Origin of the sequence: Xanthobacter oligotrophicus (assembly GCF_008364685.1) — a bacterium.
In the GTDB taxonomy this organism is placed as follows: domain Bacteria; phylum Pseudomonadota; class Alphaproteobacteria; order Rhizobiales; family Xanthobacteraceae; genus Xanthobacter; species Xanthobacter oligotrophicus.
In genome coordinates, this window is record NZ_VTTL01000003.1 from 94,896 (window position 1) to 115,166 (window position 20,271).

The 20,271-nt window shown below is 68.7% G+C and carries 18 protein-coding genes; 14 read left to right on the top strand and 4 right to left on the bottom strand.

Translation table 11 applies throughout. The features are described 5' to 3' along the window. Nucleotides 1–19: 19 nt before the first annotated feature. The 12 genes from FZ033_RS05490 to FZ033_RS05545 all read left to right on the top strand — a co-directional run bounded on the left by FZ033_RS05490 (nucleotide 20) and on the right by FZ033_RS05545 (nucleotide 12,433). Nucleotides 20–1,180: an ABC transporter substrate-binding protein gene (locus tag FZ033_RS05490; RefSeq protein WP_408068467.1), complete on the top strand. Its 1,161-nt coding sequence runs from the start codon at nucleotides 20–22 to the stop codon at nucleotides 1,178–1,180. Between the two features lie 197 nt (nucleotides 1,181–1,377). Then, nucleotides 1,378–2,250 (top strand): branched-chain amino acid ABC transporter permease, encoded by an 873-nt coding sequence (locus FZ033_RS05495; protein WP_138401675.1) that lies wholly within the window; start codon nucleotides 1,378–1,380, stop codon nucleotides 2,248–2,250. Continuing rightward, on the top strand, nucleotides 2,247–3,290 hold the full coding sequence (locus tag FZ033_RS05500; protein WP_149575151.1) for a branched-chain amino acid ABC transporter permease: 1,044 nt from the start codon (nucleotides 2,247–2,249) through the stop codon (nucleotides 3,288–3,290). The genes FZ033_RS05495 and FZ033_RS05500 overlap by 4 nt, the downstream gene beginning before the upstream one ends. Further along, complete coding sequence (locus tag FZ033_RS05505; protein ID WP_149575152.1) at nucleotides 3,287–4,111, top strand: ABC transporter ATP-binding protein; 825 nt, start codon at nucleotides 3,287–3,289, stop codon at nucleotides 4,109–4,111. Before FZ033_RS05500 ends, FZ033_RS05505 begins: the two co-directional genes overlap by 4 nt. Next, a complete protein-coding gene (locus FZ033_RS05510) occupies nucleotides 4,104–4,808 on the top strand; it encodes an ABC transporter ATP-binding protein (protein WP_149575153.1) in 705 nt (234 codons plus the stop codon). Before FZ033_RS05505 ends, FZ033_RS05510 begins: the two co-directional genes overlap by 8 nt. Nucleotides 4,809–4,939: 131 nt before the next feature. Next, a complete protein-coding gene (locus tag FZ033_RS05515; protein ID WP_149575154.1) occupies nucleotides 4,940–7,297 on the top strand; it encodes an Orn/Lys/Arg family decarboxylase in 2,358 nt (785 codons plus the stop codon). A gap of 33 nt (nucleotides 7,298–7,330) precedes the next feature. Beyond that, nucleotides 7,331–7,891: a GNAT family N-acetyltransferase gene (locus FZ033_RS05520; RefSeq protein ID WP_149575155.1), complete on the top strand. Its 561-nt coding sequence runs from the start codon at nucleotides 7,331–7,333 to the stop codon at nucleotides 7,889–7,891. Nucleotides 7,892–8,223: 332 nt separating this feature from the next. Further along, nucleotides 8,224–9,036: an amino acid kinase family protein gene (locus FZ033_RS05525; protein WP_149575156.1), complete on the top strand. Its 813-nt coding sequence runs from the start codon at nucleotides 8,224–8,226 to the stop codon at nucleotides 9,034–9,036. 12 nt (nucleotides 9,037–9,048) lie between these two features. After that, complete coding sequence (locus tag FZ033_RS05530; protein ID WP_149575157.1) at nucleotides 9,049–9,882, top strand: amino acid kinase family protein; 834 nt, start codon at nucleotides 9,049–9,051, stop codon at nucleotides 9,880–9,882. A gap of 170 nt (nucleotides 9,883–10,052) precedes the next feature. After that, nucleotides 10,053–10,466 (top strand): hypothetical protein, encoded by a 414-nt coding sequence (locus tag FZ033_RS05535; protein WP_232847343.1) that lies wholly within the window; start codon nucleotides 10,053–10,055, stop codon nucleotides 10,464–10,466. Further along, complete coding sequence (locus FZ033_RS05540; RefSeq protein WP_149575158.1) at nucleotides 10,463–11,437, top strand: SH3 domain-containing protein; 975 nt, start codon at nucleotides 10,463–10,465, stop codon at nucleotides 11,435–11,437. The genes FZ033_RS05535 and FZ033_RS05540 overlap by 4 nt, the downstream gene beginning before the upstream one ends. Before the next feature lie 219 nt (nucleotides 11,438–11,656). Beyond that, the gene (locus tag FZ033_RS05545; protein WP_149575159.1) at nucleotides 11,657–12,433 is read left to right on the top strand and encodes a response regulator; all 777 of its coding nucleotides are present in this window, start codon (nucleotides 11,657–11,659) and stop codon (nucleotides 12,431–12,433) included. Between the two features lie 90 nt (nucleotides 12,434–12,523). Here the strand turns inward: FZ033_RS05545 and FZ033_RS05550 are convergent, their stop codons facing one another. After that, on the bottom strand, nucleotides 12,524–12,997 hold the full coding sequence (locus FZ033_RS05550) for a globin family protein (RefSeq protein ID WP_149575160.1): 474 nt from the start codon (nucleotides 12,995–12,997) through the stop codon (nucleotides 12,524–12,526). Nucleotides 12,998–13,054: 57 nt separating this feature from the next. After that, nucleotides 13,055–15,142: a hybrid sensor histidine kinase/response regulator gene (locus FZ033_RS05555; RefSeq protein WP_149575161.1), complete on the bottom strand. Its 2,088-nt coding sequence runs from the start codon at nucleotides 15,140–15,142 to the stop codon at nucleotides 13,055–13,057. A 359-nt stretch (nucleotides 15,143–15,501) separates the two neighbouring features. On the opposite strand from FZ033_RS05555, the gene mgtA reads away from it, so the two are divergent. Next, nucleotides 15,502–18,078: a magnesium-translocating P-type ATPase gene (mgtA, locus tag FZ033_RS05560; protein ID WP_188079320.1), complete on the top strand. Its 2,577-nt coding sequence runs from the start codon at nucleotides 15,502–15,504 to the stop codon at nucleotides 18,076–18,078. Nucleotides 18,079–18,102: 24 nt separating this feature from the next. Here the strand turns inward: mgtA and FZ033_RS05565 are convergent, their stop codons facing one another. Then, on the bottom strand, nucleotides 18,103–18,981 hold the full coding sequence (locus FZ033_RS05565; protein ID WP_149575162.1) for a LysR family transcriptional regulator: 879 nt from the start codon (nucleotides 18,979–18,981) through the stop codon (nucleotides 18,103–18,105). Between the two features lie 92 nt (nucleotides 18,982–19,073). On the opposite strand from FZ033_RS05565, the gene FZ033_RS05570 reads away from it, so the two are divergent. Continuing rightward, nucleotides 19,074–19,511, top strand: coding sequence for a VOC family protein (locus FZ033_RS05570; protein ID WP_149575163.1), 438 nt, complete (start codon nucleotides 19,074–19,076; stop codon nucleotides 19,509–19,511). Nucleotides 19,512–19,551: 40 nt separating this feature from the next. Here the strand turns inward: FZ033_RS05570 and FZ033_RS05575 are convergent, their stop codons facing one another. Beyond that, the gene (locus FZ033_RS05575; protein WP_149575164.1) at nucleotides 19,552–20,058 is read right to left on the bottom strand and encodes a peptide deformylase; all 507 of its coding nucleotides are present in this window, start codon (nucleotides 20,056–20,058) and stop codon (nucleotides 19,552–19,554) included. Nucleotides 20,059–20,271 lie beyond the last annotated feature (213 nt).

Here is a 20,271-nt window from a genome sequence, read left to right on the forward strand (position 1 = left end):
ATTGAGACTGGAGACCCTCATGATGATTTCGCGCAGGACGACACTCGCGGCCCTCGGCTTCAGCCTCCTCGCCGGCACGGCCCTTGCCGCCGACACCATCAAGATCGGCGTCAACGAGCCCCTCACCGGCGCCTTCGCCGCCTCCGGCACCTATGTGGTGAACGGCGCCAAGATCGCCGCCGACGAGATCAACGCCAAGGGCGGCGTGCTCGGCAAGAAGATCGAGCTCGTCATCGAGGACAACAAGAGCAACCCCACCGAGGCCGCATCGGTGGCGGAAAAGCTCATCACCTCCGACAAGGTGCCGGTGCTGATGGGCTCCTGGGGCTCCAGCCTGACGCTGGCCACCATGCCGAAGCTTGAGGAATACCAGGTGCCCATGCTGGTGGAGACCTCCTCCTCCGGCAAGATCACCACCTCCGGCAACCCCTTCATCTTCCGCATCTCGCCGCCGTCCTCGGTGGAGGCCGACGCGTTCGAGCCCATCGCCAAGAAGCTCGGGCTGAAGAAGGTGGACTTCCTCGTCATCAACAATGACTGGGGCCGGGGCGCTGCCGCCGATTTCTCCAAGATGCTGAAGGCCAACGGCGTCGAGGTCGGCCTCACCGAGACCATGGACCAGTCGGCCCAGGACATGAGCGCCCAGCTCTCCAAGCTGAAGGCCTCCGACGCCGACACCATCATGGTGACCAGCGCCGTGGACCAGCTGACCCTGCTGTTCAAGCAGATGGCCGCCCTCGGCCTAAAGAAGCGCGTCATCACCACCGGCGGCTCGCAGAACCCGGACCAGATCATCGCCCAGGCTGGACCTGCCGCCGACAACACCATGCACCTCACCACCTTCCTGCCGTGGTGGCCGGAGAAGACCCCCAACCCCGAGGCCACCGCCTATTTCCTCGGCGAGTGGAAGAAGCGCGGCTTCGAGTTTGCCGGCGCCACCGAGAGCTTCCGCGGCTATGACGGCATCCGCACCGTGGCGGCCGCCATCGCGGCCGGTGGCGGCACCGATCCCGCCTCGATCCAGAAGGGCTTCTGGAAGGTGGACATGGTGGGCCTCAACGGCCCCATCAAGTTCGCCAAGAGCGGCCCGGCCGGCAAGGAAAGCGGCCAGTCCAAGCCCAACGTCTACCTGATCGAGATCACCGATGGGAAGGTGAAGCAGGTTCAGCTCGGCGGCTGATGCCCGCCCTTTACCGGTGTTTCCCCCGCCGTCGCGCGGGGGCGCCGGGGTGAGGGACTGCACGCACTCAACTGCCTGATTGCGCAAGCTATCCCTCACCCCGCTCCCAGTTCCCCGTTCCAAAGGCGCGCAAGCCCCTCCCGCGCGGCCCCGCAAGGCCGCCCCGCACCGCCCCGAATGCCAGACGGACAGGCCAGATGGACCAATTGCTGCAACATATCCTGAATGCGCTGGTGCTCGGCGGCACCTATGCGCTGCTGGGCATCGGCCTCACCTTGATCTTCGGCATCATGAACGTGGTGAATTTCACCCACGGGGCGCTCTATACCTTCGGCGGCTATGCCATGTACCTGGCCGCCGTCGCGCTGGGCCTCAACTTCTTCGTGGCGCTGCCCGTGGCCCTGGTGGCGGGGCTGCTGCTCGGGGCGTTCATCGAATTCACGCTGCTGCGGCCGCTGCGCCGCTCCGACATCGACACAACCATGCTGGTGATGATCGGCGCCGGGATCATCATGCAATCGGGCACGCTTTGGATCTTCGGCGGCGTCGCCAAGGCGGTGCCCACGCCCTTCCCGGCGCAGCCCCTCGTCATCGGGCCGGTGTCGCTGTCCTACGTGAACCTGTTCGTGCTCGCCGCGGCCATTGCGCTCATCGCCATCACCTATTTCACCATCAACGGCACCAGGCTCGGCCGCGCCATGCGCGCCACCTTCCAGGACCACGACACCGCCGCCCTCATGGGGGTCAACGTCTCCCTCATCTACACCGCCACCTTCGCCATCGGCTCGGCACTGGCGGCGGCGGCCGGGGCGCTGCTCGGGCCGGTCTATGTGGTGACCCCGCAGATGGGCGAGCTGGCGGCAGTGAAGGCCTTCGCCATCGTCATCCTCGGCGGGCTCGGCTCCATTTCCGGGGCAACCATCGGCGGCTTCATCCTCGCCTTCGCGGAGGAGCTGGGCGCCGGCTACATCTCGTCCGGCTATCGCGACGCCATGGGCTTCCTCATCATCATCGCGGTGCTGCTGGTGAAGCCCACCGGCCTGTTCGCCCGCGCGGAGCGGATCGGATGACGCGCTTCATCGCCCCCCTCTTCCTCGTGGTCTTCGCCCTGGTTCCGCTCGGGCTGAAGGACCCCTATCTGCTCAATGCCCTGATCATCACGGGCATCCTCACCATCTGCGCCATGAGCCTGAATTTGCTGCTCGGCTTCACCGGGCAGCTCAGCCTCGGCCATGTGGCCTTCTTCGGCATCGGCGCCTATGTGAGCGCGCTCACCGCGCTGGGCTTCGACGTGAGCCTGCCGTTCGGCCTGCGCGTGACCCACGAGGGCGGATCGCCGCTGCTGGGCTTCGCGCTGGCGGTGGGGCTCACGGGGCTCTGCGGCTATCTCATCGGCCGGCTGTCGTTTCGGGTGCGGGGCGCCTATTTCGTCATCGTCACCATCTCGTTCGCCGAGGTGGTACGGCTGGTGGCGCTGAACTGGGTGGAGCTGACCCAGGGCCCGCTCGCTCTCACCGCCATCCCCAACATGGTGCTGCCGGTGCCCGGCCTCGGCGACGTGGCGCTGCGCTCCAAGATGCAGAACTATTACCTGGTGCTGGCGGTGGCGGCGGTGAGCTACCTGATCATCGCCCGGCTGGTGGCCTCGCGCTTCGGCCGCGCCATGCGCGGGCTGAAGGAGAACGAATCCCTCGCCCTCTCCCTCGGCATCAACGCCACCCGCACGCTCACGGTGGCCGCCACTATCTCCGCCGCCATGGCCGGGGCGGCGGGCAGCCTCTATGCCCATTACATCCGCATCATCGATCCGGACGTGTTCCTGTTCTCCTACACCGTCACCATGGTCATCATGGTGGTTTCGGGCGGCAAGGGCACGCTGGCCGGGCCGCTGGTGGGCGGCATCCTCTTCGGCCTGCTGCCGGTGGCGCTCAGGCCCGTGATGGCTCCGGAAGCCCAGTGGATCGTCTACGGCGCCATCCTCATCGCCATCCTGTTCCTGATGCCGCGCGGCATCGTCCCGGCGCTGGAGAGCCTCGCCCTCCGCCGCAGGCCGGCGACCGCCGAGGCCCAAAGCGCGGCAAAGGCCGCCGAAGCGGGAGCGAACCCATGAACCCGTCCATAAGCTATCCTGCCGGCACCGCCATCCTCAACGTGGAGCATGTGGGCATGCGGTTCGGCGGCCTCACCGCCATCGCCGACCTGCATTTCGACGTGCATGAAGGCGAGATCGTGAGCCTCATCGGCCCCAACGGCGCCGGCAAGACCACCGCCTTCAACATCATGACCGGCTTCCTGAAGCCCACCCAGGGCCGGGTGCTGTTTAGCGGACAGGACCTCTCGCAGACCCGGCCGAACGAGATCGCCCGGCTGGGCCTTGCCCGCACCTTCCAGCGCACCAGCGTGTTCGCCGACGACACGGTGCGCGACAACGTGCTCATCGGCCTCAACCGCCACGGCGACGTGGCGCTCCTCGACCGCTTGTTTCCCACCCCCCGCGGCCGGCGCGCGGAGATCGCGGTGCGGGAGCGGGCGGATGCCATCCTCGACCTCGTGGGCCTTGCCGCCCGCGCGGACGAGAAGGCGGGCTCTCTCTCCTACGGCGAGCAGCGCCTCGTGGGCTTCGCGCTGGCGCTGGCGGTGGAGCCGAAGATGCTGCTGCTGGACGAGCCGGTGTCCGGCATGAACGCTTCGGAAACCCAGGGCTTCGTGCGCCTCATCCGCAAGGTGCGGGACGAGGGCGTCACCATCCTGCTGGTGGAGCACGACATGCCCATGGTGATGGAAGTCTCCGACCGCATCGTCTGTCTCAATTACGGCCGGCTTATCGCGGAAGGCCCGCCGGCGGCGATCCGCACCGACCCCAAGGTGATCGAGGCCTATCTGGGCAAAAGCGCCGCCAAGCTGGAGCACAAGGAGCCGGTCCATGCTTGAGATTTCCGATCTCGTCTGCGGCTATGGGCAGGTGGCGGCGCTGAAGGGCATCTCGCTCACCGTCGGCCAGGGCCAGCTTGTCGCCCTTGTGGGCGCCAACGGGGCGGGGAAATCCACCACCCTGCGCTCCATCTCCGGCCTGGTGCCGGCGCGCGGCGGCGCCATCCGGCTGGAGGGCGACGACGTGACCCGCGCCGGTCCGCAGCGCATGCTGCGCCTCGGCGTCGCCCATTGCCCGGAGGGCCGGCGGGTATTCCCGCACATGAGCGTTGCCGACAACCTCGCCATGGGCGCTTATTTGCGCCCCAGCGATGCCGCCCTCAGGGAAGACTACGCGCGCATCTACGCCACCTTTCCGCGCCTTGCCGAGCGGCGGGCGCAGATGGCGGGCACCCTCTCCGGTGGCGAGCAGCAGATGCTGGCCATCGGCCGGGCGCTCATGTCCCGCCCCCGCCTGGTGCTGTTCGACGAGCCCTCGCTGGGGCTCGCACCCAATATCGTGGAGCAGATGTTCGCCATCATCGGCTCCATCCGCGACGCCGGCACCACCGTGCTGCTGGTGGAGCAGAACGCCTTCGCGGCGCTCGAACTGTGCGACTACGCCTATCTGCTGGAGGCCGGCCGCATCGTGAAGTCCGGCACCGGCGCCGAGCTGATCGACGATCCGCACGTGCGGGCAGCCTATCTGGGCAGCTGATCCGGCCCCGGGGGATAACCCGTCTCCCGCTGGGGCAAGGGCGGCGGCGGACGGAGGATGGCCACACTTCTGTCGCCTGCCTGTCATGGAAGGAGTCGACATCTCCCGCCGGATCAGATCGGGTGCCCCACATGGACTATTTCAAGCGCTTCAATTTCCTGTTCGCGACCCCGGTGTTCGACGCCGAGGATCTGGAGGGCGCCCGCTACAACCAGATCGTCGCGGAGATCGAGAGCTCCGGCTTCGAGGTGGTGAAGGCCCGCAACATCGAAGACGCCGAGATCGCGGTGCAGACCGATGCCGCCATCGGCTGCATGCTGGTGGACTGGGGCAAGAAGGGGCTTGAGGGCAAGACCGCCTCCCTCATCAACCTGATGCGCCGGCGCGGCCTCGACTTCCCCATCATCCTGCTGATCCGCCGCAAGCGCTTCGAGGATGTGCCGGTGGAGGTGCTGGACTTCATCGACGGCTACGTCTTCCTCTCCGAGGAAACCCCCGCCTTCATCGCCAAGAACCTCATCAGCCGGCTGAAGCAATATGCCGAGACGCTGAAGACGCCCTTCTTCGGCGCGCTGGTGGATTATGCCGAGGAGGGCAACCAGCTGTGGACCTGCCCCGGGCACAATGGCGGCGTGTTCTATTCCCGCAGCCCCATCGGCCGGGTGTTCATGGAGCATCTGGGCGAGGCGGTGTTCCGTGACGACCTCGACAATTCCGTGCTCGACCTCGGCGACCTCCTGACCCACGAAGGCCCGGCGCTGGCGGCGCAGAAGGAGGCGGCGAAGATCTTCGGCGCCGAGAAGACTTATTTCGTCCTCAACGGCACCTCCACCTCCAACAAGGTGGCGCTCTCCGCCCTCGTCACCGACGGCGACCTGGTGCTGTTCGACCGCAACAATCACAAGGCCGCCCATCACGGCGCGCTGATGATCTCCGGCGGCATCCCGGTCTATGTGCCCACCGTGCGCAACGCCCATGGCCTCATCGGCCCCATGGACTTCGCCGCACTGGACGAGACCGCCCTGCGCGAGCGCATCCGCACCCATCCGCTGGTGAAGGACCCCGACGCCTGGCAGAAGCCGCGTCCGTTCCGGGTCGCGGTGGTGGAGCAGTGCACCTATGACGGCACCATCCACAATGCCGAGATGATCCTGAAGGCCATCGGTCATCTCACCGACTACATCCTGTTCGACGAGGCCTGGGCGGGCTTCATGAAGTTCCACCCGCTCTATGCCGGGCGCTTCGCCATGGGCCTTGCCGACCTCGGCCCCGATGCGCCGGGCATCATCGCCACCCAGTCCACCCACAAGCAGCTGGCAAGCTTTTCCCAGGCCTCCCAGATCCACATGAAGGACAGGCACATCACCGGCCAGAAGCGCCGGGTGGAGCACCGGCGCTTCAACGAGAGCTTCATGCAGCACGCTTCCACCTCTCCCTTCTATCCCCTGTTCGCCTCCCTCGACGTGGGGGCGCAGATGATGAAGGGCCGATCCGGCGAAGTGCTGTGGGACGACACCATCCGCCTCGGCATCGAGCTCAGAAAGAAGATCCGTGCCGTGCGCCGCGAGTTCGAGGAAAAGGAGCAGCGCCCGGAGCGGCGCTGGTTCTTCGAGCCGTTCGTGCCCGACCGGGTGGCCATCCCCGACGTATCGAGCCCCGGCGCGGTGCACGAGGTGCCGTGGGAGAGCGTCGCCACCGACCTCCTCGCCACCAATCCGGCCTTCTGGCACCTCACCCCCGGCGCGTCCTGGCATGGCTTCGAGGGCATGGCGGCGGGCTTCGCCATGACCGACCCCAACAAGCTGACCCTGCTCACCCCCGGCTTCGACCGCGCCACCGGCGCCTATGCCGAGCACGGCATTCCCGCGCCGGTGGTGGCACAATATCTGCGCGAGAACCGCATCGTCGCCGAGAAGAACGACCTGAACTCCCTGCTGTTCCTGCTCACCCCCGGGGTCGAGGCCTCGAAGGCGGGCACCCTCATCTCCGGCCTCGTCGCCTTCAAGAAGCTGCATGACGAAAACGCGCTGCTGGAAGAGGCGATCCCGGAATTTTTCCGCCGCCGGCCGACGCGCTATGCCGGCGTGCGGCTGCGCGACCTATGCGGGGAGATGCACCGCTTCTTCCGCGCCGCGAATGTGAGCGCGCTCCAGGCCATGCAATTTTCCGCCGCGCACCTGCCGGACATCGCCCTTTCGCCCCACGACGCGGCGCGCTGCCTGGTGCGCAACGACGTGGACTACCTGCCCATCGACGCCATCGCCGGGCGCATCGCGACCACGCCGTTCGTGGTCTATCCGCCGGGCATCGCCACCATCGTGCCGGGCGAGCGGCTGACTGAGCGGGCCAAACCCATGATCGACTATCTCAAGATGTTCGAAGCCAGCTTCAACACCTTCCCCGGCTTCGACGTGGAGATCCAGGGCGTCTATCGCGAGACGGATGCGTCCGGCCGCGTGCGGCTCCATACTTATGTGGTCGCGGAATAGGCTTTGGTCAGCTTGGGAGTGTCGGGTTCGTCCATGGAGCAGGAGCAAGCTGTCGTCGTCCGCCCGTCGCGGGAAGCGGACGTGGATGCCATGCTGGCGATCTATCGCCACCATATCCGTCGCGGCGTCGAGGAAGGCGTGGACGACGCCGACACACCGCAGCCGGACGACCTGCGCGAGCGGCGCAAGAACCTGAAGAGCCGGCGCTTCCCCCACCTCGTCGCCACCCGCGGCGAGGTGGTGGTGGGCTATGCCTATGTGGTGCTGTTCCGCAAGCGGCCGGCCTACCGCTACAGCGTCAAGCACTCGATCTACGTGCACCACGCGCATCTCGGCCAGGGCATCGGCCGCCACCTCATGCGGGGGCTGATCGATGCCTGCGCGGCAGCCGGCTTTCGCCAGATGATCGGCTATATCGACGCCGACAACACCGCCTCGCTGACCCTGCACGAGAAGTTTGGCTTCGTGCGCGTGGGCCATCTGCCGGGGGTGGCCTATCGCTACGGTCGCTGGTCGGACAGCGTCATGGTGCAACGCTCGCTGGGCCCCGGCGCCACCACCCCGCCGCCCCCGCTGCCCCTGTCCACCCGCTGAACCGGGAAACGCTGCGGGCGTGCGTCCTCTTCCGCCCGCCTGTCGCAACCGCCGGCGCATGCGCCGCGCGACGGCAAGGACCATCACGCGCAGCGCCAACCGCATTAAATCAACCTTATCAAGAGAATAGCTTGAAATTTCATGCTGCAAGGTCTTGAGGCGTACGGCCTGGACTTCGGCACCCGCTCCAAAGTCCTTAATTGTGCATTCTGTGTCGTTCTTTCCCGACCGGCAAAAAGGTACGCAATTATCGCATATTGCGGGGTCGACCTGCGGGGCGTATCGAACCCGTCGAAACAAAAGCAATACATAGAACGACGAAAGGCACCCCCATGGCCAATACGACGGCGGAGCTCGAAGCGCTCCTCTCGCAGCGATCGCTGACCGACGCGCAGCTCCTGGCGGCGGCGGAGACATCGGCGGACTTCCGCATCCTGCCGGACGCGACCGTGCTCAAGATCGGTGGCCAGAGCATCATCGACCGTGGCCGCGCCGCCGTCTATCCGCTCATCGACGAGATCGTCGCCGCCCGCAAAAGCCACAAGCTGCTGATCGGCACCGGTGCCGGCACCCGCGCCCGCCACCTGTATTCCATCGCGGCGGAGCTGAACCTGCCGGCCGGCGTGCTGTCGCAGCTCGGCGCCTCGGTGGCCGACCAGAATGCCGAGATGCTGGGCCAGCTATTGGCCAAGCACGGCATCTCCAAGGTGGACGGCGCCGGGCTCTCGGCCGTGCCGCTGTATCTTGCCGAGGTGCACGCCGTGGTCTTCGCCGGCATGCCGCCCTATTCGCTGTGGACGCGCCCCGCCGCCGAGGGCGTCATCCCGCCCTACCGCACCGACGCTGGTTGCTTCCTGCTGGCCGAGCAGTTCGGCTGCAAGCAGATGATCTACGTGAAGGACGAGAACGGCCTCTACAGCGCCAACCCGAAGACGGACAAGGATGCCACCTTCATCCCCCGCATCTCGGTGGACGAGATGAAGGCGCGGGGGCTCGCCGACTCGATCCTCGAGTTCCCCATGCTCGACCTGCTCAAGCAGGCCCGCCACGTGCGCGAGGTGCAGGTCGTGAACGGCCTCATCCCCGGCAACCTGACCCGCGCGCTCGCCGGCGAGCATGTCGGCACCATCATCACTGCGAGCTGAAGAAGAACTGCCATGTCTGATACTTCCAACGGCATCAAGCACGTCGCCTCGCCGCTCGCGCGCCAGACCCTCCTCGACGGCCAGCTCACCCGCCCCGTCGCCGGCGTCAAGCCCATCCGCCTCCTGCCCTGGCTGCAGGTGGTGAAGATCGGCGGCCGCGCCATCATGGATCGCGGCCCGAAGGCGATCCTTCCCATCGTGGAGGAGATCCGCAAGCTGCTGCCCGAGCATCGCCTGCTGATCCTCACCGGCGCCGGCATCCGCGCCCGCCACCTCTACGGCGTCGGCCTCGACCTCGGCCTGCCGGTGGGCACGCTCGCCCCGCTCGCCGCCAGCGAGGCCGGCCAGAACGGCCACATCCTCGCCACGCTGCTGGCGCCGGAAGGCGTCTCCTACGTGGAGCACCCGACCATCGCGAGCCAGCTTGCGATCCATCTCTCCGCCGCCCGCGCGGTGGTGGGCAGCGGCTTCCCGCCTTACCACCATCACGAGTTCCCGGGCTCGCGCATCCCGACCCACCGGGCCGACACCGGCGCGTTCCTGCTCGCCGATGCGCTGGGCGCGGCGGGCCTGACCATCGTGGAGGACGTGGACGGCGTCTATTCCACCGATCCGAACGGTCCTGACGGCGCCTCGGCGAAGTTCCTGCCCGAGGTCAGCGCCGCCGACCTTGCCACCGGCGAGGGCACGCTGCCCTTCGACCGCGCACTGCTCGACGTGATGGCCACCGCCCGCCACATCGAGCGGGTGCAGGTGGTGAACGGCCTGGTGCCGGGCCGCCTCACCTCTGCCCTGCGCGGCGAGCATGTGGGCAGCATCGTCCACACCGCCGCCCGCCGCAACTGAGGCCGACCAGCTTCGCTTTGCCCCTCAGCCCCCCTCCCCCGGGAGGGGGGCTTTGCATGCAGCGGTTGCGCTGGCGGCCAGCCCCTCTGAATATCCGACGCCGCCCCGCGAAAAACGCGCGAAACACAAAGGTGCTACCGAAGCGGCTTCGACGGAGCTGGGAGCACCCGATGACCATTTCCACGCCCATCACCGGCAAGACGCGGACCGGCACGACACGGAACTGGTCGCGGACCGCGCGCCGCCTCGTCGGCACCCTCGCCGTGGCCGGCGCCCTTGCCTGCGGGATCGCAAGCGCCGCTGCGGAGCAGGCCGTCAGCCTGTTCAAGATCGTCACCGTGCGCGACGAGATCGTGGTGGGGGTGGGACCGCAGGATGCCACGGCCCTCGGCGGCAGCGATGTCACGGCGGTGGGGCGCGCCCTCAAGGGCGGCGGCGAGCTGACCCTCTGGCAATATGCCGTGCGCAAGGCGCCGGACGGCGAGCTGGAGCAGGCGCCCCTGCGCCGCATCAGCATCATCGGCAGCGACAGCCTCCGCGTGGAGCCCTATGCCACCCCGCTGCGGGTGGTCGCCCCCAAATGATGCGCGCCCGGAAGACGCCACGCCGCAGGCCCCTGCCCCGCATCGCGCCCGCCGTCTTCGCCTCTGGTCTCGCCCTCTGGCTCGCGTCACCGCTCCCGGCGCGGGGGCAGGAGGCGGCCTGGCTCGCGGAGGCAAAGGCGAAGCTGCCGCCCTCACTGGTGGCGGGGCGCGTCATCCGCCTCGATGAGGAGGCGCTGAAGGCCACCGTCGCCGTGTTCCCCGCCGGGGCGGATTCGCCCGCCACCCCCGGCAGCGTGTTCACGCCCCTCCAGGTGCTGGAGGTGGATCTCAAGTCGGACAACGGCACCCTCGCCGTGGCCACGACCACCGTGCGCGCCCGCCGGCCCGGCGAGCCAAGCGACGACGACAGCGAGCCCTACCAGGCCGAACTGCGCGCGGCCTTGGCGGCCAGGCGCAAGGCGGAACCGCAGGTGGAACCATGCCGCATCAAGGGATGGGCGCTCAACGACACCCGCCATAGCCTCCCGGTGCGCGCCGCGCCATCGGCGGATGCGAAGGTGGTGGGCCATCTCGCGCCGGTCCGCGTCACCCCCGACTCCGGACAGGGCTCGGAAGAGGGGTGGCGGGTGGAATTCGACATCACCGGCTACAGCCACGGCTGGTTCCGCATCGCCAAGGCGACACCGCCCGGCACGCCTTATGGTGATCCGCCGCCGAAGCGCTATCCACGGACCTATTCCGGCCCCGGCTGGATCCGCGCCAGCGAAGCCGGCGGGGCCTATGCCAACTCGCAGATGCCGGTGCGGCGCCTTTTGTCCGCTCCCCATGTGGATGCACCGGGCGAGCCGCCGGGCGCCGACGTGGCCGGGCCGGACGGCGCGCTCTCCATCGACGGAACATTGGTGCGCCTTTTCGCCTGCTCGGCGAACTGGGCGCTGACCGAAAGCCGGGACGGCCGCCGCGGCTGGTGGCGCGGCATCTGCTCCAACCAGGTCACCAACTGCAGCTGATACCATCGTCCTCGGTCTTCGACCGATGCCAAGTGGGTTACGCTCAAACGCCGCGCGGGCTTGACCAATGGCCCATGAGAGAAGCTCATGGGCCATTGGTATGACGGGGCAAGGGGACGCTCCCCAACCTGCGCCTTGGCCATTCCGTTCAGGCAGCGTCCGCCCTAGACTGCTCGCTCTGCGGGCATCTGGTGAGGAGGGCGCTTCCGGCGCGCGAGCATGGCGGGGCAATCGACGGGCGGGGAGACGGGCTGGCGCATCGTCGTGGTGGACGACGAGGAAGCACTGCGCGAGACGGTGGCCGAATATCTCGCCGGCCAGGGGTTCCGCGTGCGCTCGGCCGCGAGCGGGCGCGATCTCGACACGCTTCTGGCCGCCGATCAGGCCGACCTCATCCTCATGGACGTGCACATGCCGGGGGAGGACGGCCTCACCCTCGCCCGCCGCATCCGCTCCACCGCACCGACGCCCATCATCATGCTGACCGCGGCCGACGACATCGTCGACCGCGTGGCGGGCCTCGAGGTCGGCGCCGACGATTATGTGGTGAAACCCTTCGACCTGCGCGAGCTGAAGGCCCGCATCCGCGCCGTGCTGCGCCGCTACACCGCGCCCGCGCCGACCGAGCCCTCACCAACCGAGCCGGCGCCCGCGAACGGCACCGCGCCCGCCGGTGCGGACCTGACACCGTGCGGCGTCGTCTTCCTGGACATGGAGGCCCATTGCCTCGTCAAGCGGGACGGCACGCGGGAGATGCTCACCGCCATGGAGTTCGACCTGCTGCGGGTGTTCCTGCAAAACCCCAACCGCGTCCTCACCCGCGACCGGCTGCTCGACCTCGCCCATGACCGGGACAACGAGCCATTCGACCGCAGCATCGACGTGCGGGTGACCCGCCTGCGCAAGAAGATCGAAGCCGACCCGGCCAAGCCCCAGGCCATCAAGACGGTGCGCGGCGTCGGCTACCTGTTCGTGCCCGGCCCCCGGGGCACATGACGACACCTCCGGCCGGGGTCTCCCTGAACGGGAGGCTCCGGCCGGAGGATCGCACACGGAACGGCAGCGCGGGGATGCCGCCGCCCGGGTTCAGAGCGCGCCCGCGGAGGCGGAACGCGAAAGCAGATCGCCGGCCACGTCGGCCTCGGCGGCGACGCCATGGGCCGCGGCGATCATCACGCCGGCCACGACCTCGTAGGCATCGGACCAGGCCCGGCGCAGGTCCATGGAGAAGCGGGGGCCGAAATAGAGCGACAGGGTCTCGATCAAGGCCGCGCCCACCGTCGCGTAGTGCGCGTCGCGCACCCCATAACGGACGTGGCGCACGGCGAGCTGCTCCAGCACCGGAACCACCTTGTCCAGGCTCCGCAGCGAGGCGACGACGAGACCCAGCGCGGCGAAGAGCTTCTGCCCCTGCCCCGCCATGTCCGTATCCCCGAACAGCCGCTTCAGCGCCGGATCAAGCACGAACAGCCGCTCGTAGAACAGCGCAGCCGCCGCGTCCCGGTTCGCGGAAACCTCGGCGAAGCTGGTTTCGAGAAGCGCGATCTGGTCGTCGTGCATGGCCGTCCCTTGCGGTGAACGGGGCGCACTTTGACCGACATGTGTTGCTGCAGGCGGTCAGCTCTCGGTCCGCCGTGTTTCAGTTGTTTCAGGCGGCGGGGCCGCGTCGCGAACGAGAGCGCCGAGGAAGGCGCGCACATCGGCGGGGGTGAACGGCTTCTCGATGAGCGGGCAGCCCGAACGGGCCAGGAAGCGCCCGGCCGACGGGCCCAGGGTATCGCCGGAGATGAACCCGATCCGCGTCGAAAGGTCGGGCCGGTGGCTGAGCAGCCAGTTGTAGAGGCTGGGGCCATCGCCATCGGGCATGCGGATGTCGCACAGGATGCCGACGAAATCGGCCGGGCGAGCGGCGGGCGCAGCCCGGGCCAGCAGCGCCTGCGCCTCCCGGCCGCTGTGCGCCACCACAGCCACGTAGCCGCTGCCTTCGGCGATTTCCGCGAGCAGCCCGGCAATGTCCGGCTCGTCGTCGATGATCAGCACCGATCCCAGATGCGCGCCGGCCGCGTCATGCGCATGCTCCTGCGTGCCGGCTGGCGGCGCTTCGGCGGCGACCTCCTCCAGCGGCAGCTGGATGGTGAACAGGGCGCCGCCATCGGGGCCCGTGCCCAGCTCCAGCGTGCCGCCATGGGCCTCGATCAGCCCGCGCGAGACGGCAAGCCCGATCCCGGTGCCCACCCCCTGGGGCTTGGTGGTGAAGAACGGATCGAAGATGCGCGAGCGGATGTTCTCGGCGATGCCCGGACCGTTGTCTGCAACCCGGATCAGCACGGCGTTGCGGTCCGCATCGGCCGCCACCGAGACGGAGACAAGCCGCTCGCCGGCCTTCTCCTCCAGCGCCTGCTGGGCATTGACCAGCAGGTTGAGCAACACCTGGTGGATCTGCCCGGCGTCCAGCATCAGGCGCGGCAGGCCGGGTTCGACCGCGAGGGACACGTTCACCCCCGAGGCCCGCATGTTGTAGCCTAGCAACTCCACGGCCTCGCGCGCCACGTCCGCGAGATTGGTGGCCCGGCGCTCCGCCTCGCGCTGGCGCGCCATGTCGAGGAAGCTGCGGACGATCCGGGCGCAGCGGTGCGCGGCCGTCTCGATGCGATCACAGCGCTGGATCACCTTCTCAAGGCTGGGCAGGCCCGCGGATCGCACATTGGCTTCCTTCAGCACCTGCTCGCGCAGCAGCATGGTCTGGCCGGTGACCACCGACAGCGGGTTGTTCAGCTCATGGGCGACGCCCGCGAGCAGCGAGCCCAGCGCCGCAAGCTTTTCCTTCTGATGAAGCGCGTTGCGTTGCCGCTTGATCTCCTCCTCCGCCCGCTTGGCGGCGCGCAGGTCGCGCATGTGCGCGGCAAACAGCCGGCGCTCGCCACGGGTCACGTCGGTGATGGCCAGTTCGATGGGAATGCGCGTGCCGTCGGCCAGCAGCGCCGGCAGCTCCAGCCGCTGGCCGATCAGCCGGGTGATGCCGGTGGCGAGGTAGGAGCGCATGCCTGCCGCGTGGGCGGCGCGCAATTCCGGCGGCACCAGCAGCTCGGCGATGGAGCGGCCGATGGCCTCCTCCTTCCGGTAACCGAAGATCTGCTCGGCGGCCGGGTTGAAATCCACCACGGTGCCGTCTTCGTCCACCACCACGATGCCGTCGAGGGCAGTGCCGACGATGGCGGCGTGATAGGCCTCGGCCTCCATCTGCGCCTGCGTGCGCCGGACGATCTCCATCTCCTGGTGCTTCATGTCGGTGAGGTCGCGGCCGACGCCGAAGCAGCCGACCACCGGGCCGGTGATGTCCGCCCGGTAGGGCGAGATCACCTCCTCCAGGTATCTCTTGCCCAGGCGGCCGTAATCGACCCAGGCCACCCGGCGCACCAGCTCGCCGCCGAACACCCGCTCCATGAGCGGGGCGTAGGACTCGAACACGCAGGGCTCAAGGAAATCCTGCACGGGCCGGTCGATCACCTCGTCCCGGCTGCGCTCGATGAAATCCATGAACTCCTGGTTGGCGAAGCGGCAGACGCCGGAGCTGTCGAGAAGCACCGCGCGGCCGGGGATGGACTGGAACAGCGCCGTGAACAGGCCGAGGTCGGAGAGCCGGACGAGGCTTGCATCGCCACGGCCGTCCGGCGCGATCTCCTGCATGTCCAGAGGCGATGTCATGGCGTCCTCCTGCCTCGCCGTCTTCCTGCCGTCTTGCGGGCCCACTGGCATAGCCCCGCGCGACTGGGCTGGGAGCGGCGCCACGCGCGCTTCGGCGAGGCTGAGTAGGCCAGCATTGTTTCAGCCCGGTTTCAACCCGGCCGCCCCGCGCTGGCCGCGCCCTCCGGGGTGACCCGCAATTGATCGCGCCGGACGGCCTTGTCATTCTCCCATGCGCCCTCCCCGGCGATCTCCATGCGGACGCGCCCGGGGCGCGGGCCGGGACGGCGGCGCAATGATCGTGCTTCGACATCGTCCGGACGTACGAAGATGGGCATCATGCCGGGACCCGCGCATGGTCCCGGGATCGGGGGAGCATCTTGAACATCGTCTCCGAGACCTCCCGGCAAAAGCGGCCCGACAGCCTGCGCGCCTTCTGGACCCAGCCCCCCGAAGCGATCAGCGCCCTGCTTGGCTGCGGGCACGACGGCCTCGGCACCGATGATGCCGCCCGCCGGCTTGCGCAATACGGGCCGAACAGCGATGTGGAGGCGAAGGCCGACAGCCTCGCCCGAGCAATCTTCCGCCGCCTGCTGGAACCCCTCTCCCTCATCCTGCTTGCCGCCGGCATCGTCTCGGTGCTGACCGGCGATGCCGTGGGCGGGTCGATCATCGTGGTGATCCTGGTGGTCTCCATCGGGCTCGACACGGTGCAGGAAGGCCATGCCGCCCGGACGGCGGAGATCCTGCGCCGCTCGGTGGCGCTCAAGGCCGAGGTCAAGCGCGACGGCGTCTTCCGCGAGATCGAGGTGGACCAGGTGGTCCCCGGCGACCTCCTGCGGGTGCGGGCAGGCGACATCATCCCCGCCGATGCGCTGATCCTCGAAAGCCGGGCCTTCACCGCCGGCGAGGCGGCCCTGACCGGCGAGCCCTATCCGGTGGAGAAGCGCGCCGGCCCGAGCGCGGGTGAAAGCCCCGGCGAGGCCACCAATGCCCTGTTCCGTGGCGCCGTGGCGCAGACCGGGGAGGCACTCGCGCTCGCCGTCGGCACCGGGCGCAACACCGTGTTCGGCGCCGCCGCCTCGGCGCTGGCGCAGGCGCAGCTGCCCTCGCCCTTCGAACGCGACCTGCACCAGTTCGGCCTCGTGATCGCCCGCCTGACGCTCGGCCTCGTGCTCGTGGTGCTGGCCACCCGGGTGGCGTTCGGACGCCCCGCGCTCGATTCACTGATGTTCGCCGTGGCCCTGGCCGTGGGCCTGACTCCCGAACTCCTGCCCATGATCACCACGGTGACGCTGGCCCGCGGCGCCATGCGGATGGCCGCCCGCAAGGTCATCGTCAAGCGGCTGGCCTCCATCCACGATCTGGGCGCCATGACGGTGCTGTGCACCGACAAGACCGGGACGCTGACCTCGGCCGAGATTACGCTGGCCCGCAGCCTCGATGCGGCGGGGGCCGACGACCCGCGCGCCGCCCGGCTGGGTGCTGTCGCGGCGGACCTCGGCGGCGATCGCGGCGCGCTCGATGCGGCGCTGGTGGCGAGTTCCGCTGAGGCTGCGAAAGGCTGGGTGCTGTCGGGCCGGCAGGCCTTCGATTTCTCGCGCCGCCTGGGTTCGGTTCTGGCAGCCGGCCCGGAAGGGCCGCTGCTGATCGTGAAGGGCGCGCCCGAAGCGGTGCTTGCCCTGTGCACGGCGCAGCGGGCCGGCGATGTCCGCTCGCCCATGGGCGAGACCGAGCGCGCGCACGCCCTCGAAACGGTCCATGCCCTGGCCCAGGACGGCCTGCGGACCATCGCCATCGCCTCGCGGGCATGGTCCGGCGCGACCCATGAGATCGAGGCCGACGACGAGAAGGAGCTGGTGTTCGAGGGCCTGTGCGCCTTCGCCGATCCGCCCAAGGCCACGGCGGCAACCGCCATCGCCCGGCTCGGCTCGGCCGGCGTGCGGCTGAAGATCCTGTCGGGCGATGATCCCATTGTGGTGAAGCGCCTCGCCGGCCTCGTCGGGCTGAACGCGCAGACGGTGCTGTCCGGCACCGACATCGCCGCGCTGAGCGACGATGCCCTGGCCGTCCGGGTGCAGACCGTGGACGCCTACGGACGCCTCGCGCCCGACCAGAAGTCGCGCATCATCAAAGCCTTGCAGGCTCGAGGCGCGGTGGTGGGCTATCTCGGCGACGGCATCAACGACGCCCCGGCGTTGAAGGGGGCGGACATCGGCCTGTCGGTGGCGGGGGCGACGGGCGTCGCCCAGGCCGCAGCCGACATGATCCTGCTCGCCTCCGACCTCGAAGTGGTGGCCGACGGCGTTCAAGAGGGCCGGCGGACCTTCGCCAACATCCTCAAGTACGTGCGCATGGGGGCAAGCTCCAACTTCGGCAACATGCTGTCCATGGCGGTGGCCTCCATCGCCCTGCCGTTCCTGCCCATGCTGCCGACGCAGATCCTGCTGAACAACCTGCTCTACGATCTCTCGGAGATCGGCATCCCGTTCGACGACGTGCGCCCCGAGGCGACCCAGCGACCGCAGGTCTGGGACATGCACGGCCTCCTGCACTTCGCCGGCGTGATGGGGCCGCTCTCCTCGCTGTTCGACTTCCTGACCTTCGGCGCCCTGCTGTTCGTGTTCCACGCCACGCCGGACGCGTTCCGCACCGCGTGGTTCCTGGAATCCATGGCGACGCAGATCCTCGTCATCTTCATCATCCGCACCAACGGCCGGCCGTGGCAGGACCTGCCTAGCCCGGCGCTGGCCATCTCCTCGCTGGTGGCGCTCCTGGTGGCACTAGTGCTGCCCTTCACGCCCATGGGCGCCTGGTTCGGCTTCGAGGCGCCGCCGCCCGCCATGCTCCTCGGCATCGCCGGCGTGGTCGTCACCTATCTGGTGTGCGCCGAGGTGCTGAAGCCCCTGGCCCTCAGCGGACGAAAGCGCATCGGGGTCGCGCCCGGCGCACCGTGACCCGTGACTATTGTGCCCGGCCGGTCACGTGTTGCCTGTACCGGCGCGGTGGCTGTCCTCGACAAGGGCGATCAGGTCCTGGCGGATCGACAGGGTGCGGCTGTAAAGGCCGATGGTGCGTGTCGGCTGGGGCGGCGGCAGCGGCAGGGTCACCACCCTCGCCCCTTCAAGGCGCGGCCCGGTCCAGTCCGGGATGATCGCCACCCCGAGGCCTGCGGAGACCATGGCCACGATCCCGTCCAGGGCGTCCAGTTCGATCCGCTCGCGCACCACAATCCCGGTGGTGCGCAGAAAACGGTCGACGATCCGGCCGCCCCAGTTGCGCCGGTCGTAGCGGATGAAGGCCTCGCTGGAGAGCAGCGAAAGCGGATCGCGTCCGGCGCAGGCGGGAGGCGCGATCAGCACCAGCGGCTCGACGGCCCAGGGGCTGAAGCGCTCGCCCTTGCGCAAAGGCGCGGGCGGCTCCACCACGATGGCGGCGTCGAGCGAGCCGTCGAGCACCCGCTCGCACAGGTCGAGGGAGGTTCCCGGCTCGATCATCACGTCGAGGTCCGGATGACGCTTCGTGAGGGTGCACAGCAGCGGCGGCAGGATCCCGGTGCTTGCGGTGGCGATGGTGCCGAGCCGCAATTCGCCGGCGATGCCGCCGCTGTCGCTCGCGCGCCTTTGGAGGTCGGTGGCCTGGTCGACCATGGCGCGCAGGCCCGGCAGCAGCCGCGCCGCAGACGCGGTCGGCGCGATGCTCCGCCCGGCCCGGCCGATCAGCACGGTGCCAAGCTCACTCTCCAGCGTCTTGATCCGCAGCGCCACGGCCCCGGCGGTCAGGCCGAGCCGGCGCGCCGCGGCAGCGATGGACCGCTCCTCGATGACGGCGATGGCGGTCCTGACGAACTCGGTGTCCATCCGCAGTTTTCCTGATTCTTGAAGTCAGGCTCCAGCAGCTTTTATCGCCTATCGGCATGGCGTAGCAAGGAGCCGCACAGGAGATTGCCCCCATGTCGCTTCCCTCCACCTCGCTTCGCCCCTTCCACCTCGCCTTCCCCGTCCATGATCTTGCCGCCGCCCGCGCCTTCTATGGCGAAAGGCTCGGCTGCCCCGAGGGGCGCAGTTCCGACGAATGGATCGATTTCGATTTCTACGGCCACCAGATCGTCGCCCATGTGGTGCCGGGCATGGCCGAGGCCGACCGGGGCGGCAATGCGGTGGACGGTCATCACGTGCCCGTGCCGCACTTCGGCGTGGTGCTGAAGATGGCCGACTGGCAGGCCCTGGCCGACCGGTTGACGGCGGCGGGCACCCGCTTCGACATCGAGCCCTATGTGCGCTTCAAGGGCCAGCCCGGCGAGCAGGCCACCATGTTCTTCCGCGACCCGAGCGGCAACGCCATCGAGATCAAGGCGTTCGAGGACCTGGGCCAGCTGTTCGCCAAGTGAACGTAACGTATGAGGTGTGAAGCCGGGGGGCGGCGCGGGTTCAGCCCCGCGGCGTACCCCGGGCTTTTTCAAAGCGCTTGATCACGCGCTCCCGCTTCAGTCGCGAGAGCCTCTGGATCCAGAACACGCCGTCGAGCTGGTCGATCTCGTGCTGGTGGCAGATCGCGCGCAGGCCCTCGGCCTCCTCGACGTGTTCGGCGCCGCTCAGGTCCTGGTAGCGCACGTGGACGCGCGCCGGGCGCTCCACCTCCTCCGACACGCCGGGCATGGAGACGCTGCCTTCCGGATGCCGGATCAGCTCCGCCGAGGCCCACACGATCTGCGGATTGATGTAGGCGCGCACGCCGTCCTCGGCCGAAAGCTCCAACACCACCACTCGCTTGCCGATGCCGATATGCGGTGCCGTGATCCCGATCCCCGGCGCGGCACGCAGGGTGTCGAGCAGGTCGGCGACGAGATGTGCCAGCTCTTCATCGAAGACGGTCACAGGCGCGGCCACGCTGCGCAGGCGCGCATCCGGGAAGATGATGATCTGCCTTGCCGTCACGATCCGCTGCCTCGCGCCGCCGCTTCTCTGGTACGCCCCTGGAAGCCCTGACGCTCCAAGTGCCTCAACGATAAGCGCACGCCGCTGAAGCCCTCCTTCTCAGAACCTCCGCGTCGCGCGCAAGAGGGCTTTGGAGTGGCAGATCCAGCCTCTCCGTTCAAGTTTCCAACGGACGTTTCGGGCTGCAATTTCGGAGCTGATGCACCCGGCACT

Bases quoted from the DNA above. Each gene is read 5' to 3' on its own strand.
- FZ033_RS05490 (WP_408068467.1), top strand. From the start codon at position 20: ATGATGATTTCGCGCAGGACGACACTCGCGGCCCTCGGCTTCAGCCTC.
- FZ033_RS05495 (WP_138401675.1), top strand. From the start codon at position 1,378: ATGGACCAATTGCTGCAACATATCCTGAATGCGCTGGTGCTCGGCGGC.
- FZ033_RS05500 (WP_149575151.1), top strand. From the start codon at position 2,247: ATGACGCGCTTCATCGCCCCCCTCTTCCTCGTGGTCTTCGCCCTGGTT.
- FZ033_RS05505 (WP_149575152.1), top strand. From the start codon at position 3,287: ATGAACCCGTCCATAAGCTATCCTGCCGGCACCGCCATCCTCAACGTG.
- FZ033_RS05510 (WP_149575153.1), top strand. From the start codon at position 4,104: ATGCTTGAGATTTCCGATCTCGTCTGCGGCTATGGGCAGGTGGCGGCG.
- FZ033_RS05515 (WP_149575154.1), top strand. From the start codon at position 4,940: ATGGACTATTTCAAGCGCTTCAATTTCCTGTTCGCGACCCCGGTGTTC.
- FZ033_RS05520 (WP_149575155.1), top strand. From the start codon at position 7,331: ATGGAGCAGGAGCAAGCTGTCGTCGTCCGCCCGTCGCGGGAAGCGGAC.
- FZ033_RS05525 (WP_149575156.1), top strand. From the start codon at position 8,224: ATGGCCAATACGACGGCGGAGCTCGAAGCGCTCCTCTCGCAGCGATCG.
- FZ033_RS05530 (WP_149575157.1), top strand. From the start codon at position 9,049: ATGTCTGATACTTCCAACGGCATCAAGCACGTCGCCTCGCCGCTCGCG.
- FZ033_RS05535 (WP_232847343.1), top strand. From the start codon at position 10,053: ATGACCATTTCCACGCCCATCACCGGCAAGACGCGGACCGGCACGACA.
- FZ033_RS05540 (WP_149575158.1), top strand. From the start codon at position 10,463: ATGATGCGCGCCCGGAAGACGCCACGCCGCAGGCCCCTGCCCCGCATC.
- FZ033_RS05545 (WP_149575159.1), top strand. From the start codon at position 11,657: ATGGCGGGGCAATCGACGGGCGGGGAGACGGGCTGGCGCATCGTCGTG.
- FZ033_RS05550 (WP_149575160.1), bottom strand. From the start codon at position 12,997: ATGCACGACGACCAGATCGCGCTTCTCGAAACCAGCTTCGCCGAGGTT.
- FZ033_RS05555 (WP_149575161.1), bottom strand. From the start codon at position 15,142: ATGACATCGCCTCTGGACATGCAGGAGATCGCGCCGGACGGCCGTGGC.
- FZ033_RS05565 (WP_149575162.1), bottom strand. From the start codon at position 18,981: ATGGACACCGAGTTCGTCAGGACCGCCATCGCCGTCATCGAGGAGCGG.
- FZ033_RS05570 (WP_149575163.1), top strand. From the start codon at position 19,074: ATGTCGCTTCCCTCCACCTCGCTTCGCCCCTTCCACCTCGCCTTCCCC.